Source organism: uncultured Mucilaginibacter sp., from assembly GCF_903913935.1.
GTDB lineage: Bacteria > Bacteroidota > Bacteroidia > Sphingobacteriales > Sphingobacteriaceae > Mucilaginibacter.
This window is the reverse complement of record NZ_CAIWNH010000310.1, coordinates 1-5,386: the sequence shown is the minus strand read 5'-3', so window position 1 is coordinate 5,386 and position 5,386 is coordinate 1. Positions and strand designations below refer to the sequence as shown.

The 5,386-nt window shown below is 40.4% G+C and carries 4 protein-coding genes; 1 reads left to right on the top strand and 3 read right to left on the bottom strand.

Annotation, left to right across the window (positions count from 1 at the left end; all coding sequences use genetic code 11):
* Together QZY09_RS12215 and QZY09_RS12210 are read right to left on the bottom strand one after the other, a co-directional pair.
* On the bottom strand, positions 1-446 hold a 446-nt coding region (locus QZY09_RS12215), incomplete at its 3' end, for a DUF6263 family protein (protein WP_295672760.1).
* Between the two features lie 940 nt (positions 447-1,386).
* The gene (locus tag QZY09_RS12210; RefSeq protein ID WP_295672758.1) at positions 1,387-3,153 is read right to left on the bottom strand and encodes a DUF885 domain-containing protein; all 1,767 of its coding nucleotides are present in this window, start codon (positions 3,151-3,153) and stop codon (positions 1,387-1,389) included.
* A gap of 183 nt (positions 3,154-3,336) precedes the next feature.
* Here QZY09_RS12210 and QZY09_RS12205 point away from each other — a divergent pair, with 183 nt between their 5' ends.
* Positions 3,337-3,810, top strand: coding sequence for a DinB family protein (locus QZY09_RS12205; RefSeq protein ID WP_295672757.1), 474 nt, complete (start codon positions 3,337-3,339; stop codon positions 3,808-3,810).
* Between the two features lie 134 nt (positions 3,811-3,944).
* On the opposite strand, the gene QZY09_RS12200 is transcribed toward QZY09_RS12205, so the two are convergent.
* The gene (locus tag QZY09_RS12200; protein ID WP_295672755.1) at positions 3,945-5,231 is read right to left on the bottom strand and encodes a DUF3887 domain-containing protein; all 1,287 of its coding nucleotides are present in this window, start codon (positions 5,229-5,231) and stop codon (positions 3,945-3,947) included.
* Positions 5,232-5,386: the final 155 nt, after the last annotated feature.

Below are 5,386 nucleotides of genomic sequence, written 5' to 3'. Positions count from 1 at the left end.
ATTTGCCGGAAATTATCAAAAGCATCCAGAAATATTTTATCCAGGTTTTTAACCGCAATAACTTTCCCCCTTACCGTTAATACAATATTGAAGGGTTTATTCACTATGGCAGCCATAATTAACGAAGCTGTGTCGGCATTTTCTTGTCGCGCCGAATTCATATTTATAGTGGTATCTTGCATGTGTAGATTCATGTCAATGGCCCGGTAGTGCACTTCCATATTGTAAACCGAGTCTGTTTTGCCCGTTACCTTAAATGCCATAATAAATGAAAGCCCCACTTTTACTTTGTTCTCCCGGCCGCGTATGCTTTGTGTTAATTCTGTTGTTCCAGAACTTGACATATAATAGGTTTCCCCTGTTGTTAAATGCAGCAATGGTTTAAACGGCTGAGCATAAACAGGCGCAAATATTAATGAGAAAACGAAGCATAAAAGGTATTTCATACTAAAGCTGGTTGGATTTAGCAACAAGTAAAGATATTACAAAGAAAAATAGCGGCAATAAAAAAATCGGTATCCGGTTTACCCAGATAAGTCGGACTTTAATGGTGTTTTTTGCCCGTCTTCGGGAGGGGATAGCTTTTAAACAGATATAGCCAGGCTCTCAACCCTGGCTATAACTCAAACTAGCATTATCATTAAATATTCACTCGGCTATTTATACGGAAGATCATTTGGCCGGGTTACAAAAAAAATGCCCCGACGATGTGTCCGGGCAATAAATTTTCATTGCTTCAAATCAATAAAAAAAACAAAAGCATTAAAACATGCTTTTGCGTTTGATCATTGATATACTGGTTTTAATAATGAAGAACACAGGAACTGCCTGTATTGCTATGCCAATATATGTGAGTGTATTCATGATAATGGAAGTTTGAGAGTATACCGCTAAAACGACAAAAATCGTACCCTAAAAATGGAAACTGCCTATGCGTTGAGCAAGCGCATTTTTTTATTTTAAATGAGAAAAATCACTAAGTCAGCAGTGGGGAAATTGTGTAAATAATTACCCGATTTGTGTAAATAATTACACACAACCAAAAGAGGGAAAATAGCTAGTTTTTCCAATTTTGTTTAACCTGTTTTTTGCATAGTCTTTAGCGAAAAAGAAATAGGGGTCTTTTTATTACCCATATTCTTCGTTTTTTAATTTATTATTTGGTTAAACAGGTATGGTTTATTTTAAAAGTAGTAAAATATCTATGCTGAAAAATATACACAAACTGCCAAACACACAACATAAGTGCCACACATGCCAACCTGTTTTTGAATACGAATAAAATTAGTTGCCTTGTTAAATTAATTAGCTCATTACTGACGCATTCTCCAATTAACTTTTGTTGAAATTTTACCGTTAATAGAAGGTTTAATTCAATTGCGCCCACTAGCCGCCGGGTGCAACTGCTTTGGCTAGCATCGCTTCTTTGATGTACCGTATGGGGGCGCTGCCGTAACTTAAAAACTTTTCGTTAAAATCTTTCAGTTTGTATTTATCGCCCATTTTCTTTTTATAAGCTTCCCTAAGATCGATGATCTCTTTGTATCCCGCAAAATAACTGTCGAGTTGCACGCTGGATTCGGTTACGCGCTTCCATTTACCATCGGCTTCGGCCTGTTGCTGAAAACCTTCCCCTGTAAGTAATTTCATGGCGTCCTGTTTTGGCATGTTTTCATTATGTACCTTATAGTCTAAAATAGCATTACAAACCGCCCGCAGGTGCCATTTGTACCACATCAGCTTCATTTCGGGCTCATCACTATACCCGTTTTCCATCATCATTTCTTCGCTGTAAACAGCCCAGCCCTCAATCATCGCACTATTGCCAAAAATTGATTTGATCAGGCTCGGGGCTTTATTGGCATAAACCAATTGTACATAATGGCCGGGTAGGGCTTCATGGATACACAAGATCTGCATCGTAAAGTGATTGTATTCACGCAGGTAACTTTCCGCTTTTTCAGCGGACCATCCCGCAAGGCTGCCAACATTAAAATAGGAATTGCCCTCTTTATCATAGGCCCCGGGCGAACTCATTGAAGCGCCGGCCACGCCGGCCATGTAACCGGGTTCTTTCCGCACCAGCAAAGGCTTGGTAGGGTCTAGCGTAACCAGGTTTTTTGCCCGTACAAACGCAGTAAGTTTTGGCAGGGTATTTTCAATGGCCGACTGGAAGTCGCGCGGGGATACATGGTTTGACGAGATGGTGTCAATTACACGTGCTACCATGTCGAGTGAATCAGCAGTTAATGGTTTTGTGCCAAAATATTTCGGCCATAGTTTTTTGCTTACCTGCACCATTTCGCGATGGATGTATTTCACGCGCTCAACTGCGGCATTATATACTTGTTGCGGCGAGGATTCCGATTGAATTTCGTATTTAAATTTGGCATCATACAGTTCTTTCCCTAACCTGAAGCTTCGCGGCCGGTCATTTTTTAAAACCTTCAACCACTCAGCAAATCCCTTTATTACTTCAGCAGAAGCATGCGCCTTATCTGTCATTTGCTGTTGCTCAGCCGCAGGGATGTTTGATTTTTTGAGCGAATCTTCATAGTCCTTTTCAAAAATACTTAAGCCGCCCAGGTGTTGCTCAACGGCAAGATCTGTTAGTTCGGCTACCGGGTTTTTTATTTGCTTCTCAGCCTCTTTGTAATACGCGGAGATGTTTGACATTTTTTGATAAAAATTGCGCAACCGTTTGGCCAAGGGGGCATAATGTTCATTTAAAATGTATGCGAATGTCGGGGTAACATTATAGGATGTTGGGTCCCACTGGTAGGCTTTTAATTGTTGAATGCTCCACTCGGCCTTTTGCATTTCATTTTGCATCACCTGGTAATCAATTTTATTGGCATCATTTAAAGTAGTTATATCAAACCTGCTTAATGAGTCGAGCTGTAATTTGGCATAATTAACCATTTTGCCCCTGCTTTTATCATCAGGTACAAACAAAAGGCTATCATATTTATGATAACCGACAGTGGTGGCCCAATCAGGATTTAGCTTCCATAAACCTTCAAGGAAATTATTTTCATATACCGCAAATGCACCATCGTCTCTGCCTGCCTGTGGGCCAACCGAACCGTCTTTTTTACACCCTGAAAAAAAGAGTGCCACGATAACAACTGTAATTAATATTTTTTTGATCACCTGGATATTCAGTTTGTTTTGGAAAAATATAAACTTATAACATTTAGCCGAAATAAATTAATAGAAAGCGAACACTTGAGTAAAATTTTTATTAATAAGCTTTATTTGTAATGTGGCTTTAATTATTTGGTAATTTTAACAACCAAATGAACAGATATTTGTTCAACCGGCATCAGAAACATTATGGAAAACCAGGATAAAATAATAATTGCCGAATTAACAAAATTGTTGCTTGGGGGCTCGGCGCATATTTCGTTACAGGATGCGCTTAAAGAACTGAAACCGGAACTGCGGGGCGAAAAAGCCGGGCACATGCCTTACAGCATCTGGCAGTTGGTTGAACACATCCGGATAGCACAATGGGATATGTTGCAGTTTAGCAAAGATGAAGAGCACAAATCGCCAAAATGGCCCGATGATTACTGGCCCAAACAAAGCGCTCCTGCAAACGAAAGCCTCTGGGCCGGGGCAATCTCTCAGATAAACAGCGACCTTGATGAATTTATTGAACTTATGGAACACAGTAATCTTTATGAGAAACTACCACATGGCGACGGGCAAAATATTTTGCGGGAAGCTTTACAAATCGCCGATCACAATGCTTACCATATCGGCGAGATCATAGCTTTAAGAAGGTTTTTTGGCGATTGGAAGTAAGTCCCTCTCTAAATTACGCAGCATTTATGTGTGCCTAAAAAATTTATCAAAATACGAATAATCTCCCTCAATTTGTGGAGGCTTTATGGAACTCCTAAGTCCTCCCTGCCCGGGAGGATTCAGGATGGCTGGCTTTATTTTATCTTATTTATAAAATCAACCATCCCGGGTACCAGGCCGGCGCTCAGGGGCAGATCAGGTTTACTATAAGTGTCAGTATTTTTATCTTCGTCAGCCGGGGCATCCTTTAAAATGTGATTCATCCCTTTTATGATCAGCATCTGGGCGTCTGATTTTGCTTTTTTTAATTTTTCAGCATTATCCACAGACACCGTTAGGTCAGTAGTTCCCTGGATGATCAGTGCAGGGATTTTCATTGCTTTCATACCCCTGGTAGGCACCAGGCGACATACTGACATCAAAAAGTTTTGAATAGTTGGCCTTGCAATAAAATAGATCGACGGGTCCACCTTGTCGGTTGTTTTCCCCTTTTTCAGGCTGTCTAAAATGGCTTTAAATTCATCCTGCTGGTATTTGGGCCTCAATTTCATTTGGTCTATCAAAACCTTATCCCCCTGTTCGCTTGCAGATTCTGCAGCAATATACCCCTTTGCCGGACGATCGATAATTGCAATCATAGATACCAGCGCTCCTTCGCCATGCCCGAATACGATGATTTTCGAGAAACGCTGGTCGTCATTCAGCATGTTTATTAAACTGCCTGCGTCATCACTGTAATCGTCGATACGTAACTGCGATTCTTTGGTCGAACTTACGCTCTGGCCTACGTTCCGTTTATCATAGCGTAGAGAGGCTATGCCATTTTTGCCCAGTTCTTCAGCTAAAAGTTTATATATATTGGCAGTTAAGCCAGTCTTTTCATTATTTCCATCCCGGTCGGTGGGCCCCGCATCACCAACAATAAGTACTACGGGCACTTTACCGCTGGCATTATTGGGCATGGCCAATGTGCCTGAGATCTGGCCCGAAAATGTTTTAAGCAATACCGGAGATTCAGTTATCGATGGGTCAACCGCTTGTTTAGCAACAGCCGATTCCTGGTACGGGCCCAAAAGCAGGCCCGTTAATTTGTTTTGCGGGTTTAAAGATACATTCAGTAAAAAAATACTGTTTTTAAACGTGGCTTTATAAACTGCCAGCGATTCGCCGTACTTAATAAACTCTGTCTTTAACAATTCACCATATTGAGCTTTCAACTGCTCGGTGGTGGGTTTAAAATTGCTTAGTGGCAAAGCCGCCTTCATTTCAGGACTGAACATGCTGAAAATACTATCAACCTGGTTATTGTTATAGAACTGTTTGAATTTTGTAAGAACAGAAACATAGTTAACGGGCTCGGCCTGGGCAAGGGCCCTTACGGTCATTAGCGCAATGGTTATAAGTAGGGTAACTCTTTTCATCAGGTATAATCAGTAAAATATTTACAGCTTCGAAATTAGTAAAAAATTGGGCAGGTTTTGCTGCACATCTTTTTTAGGTAGTGTCGCATTTTGAATTTATTTTCTATAAATAGACAATCTGGCGATATATCCATTTATATTAAAAGTGAAAATAT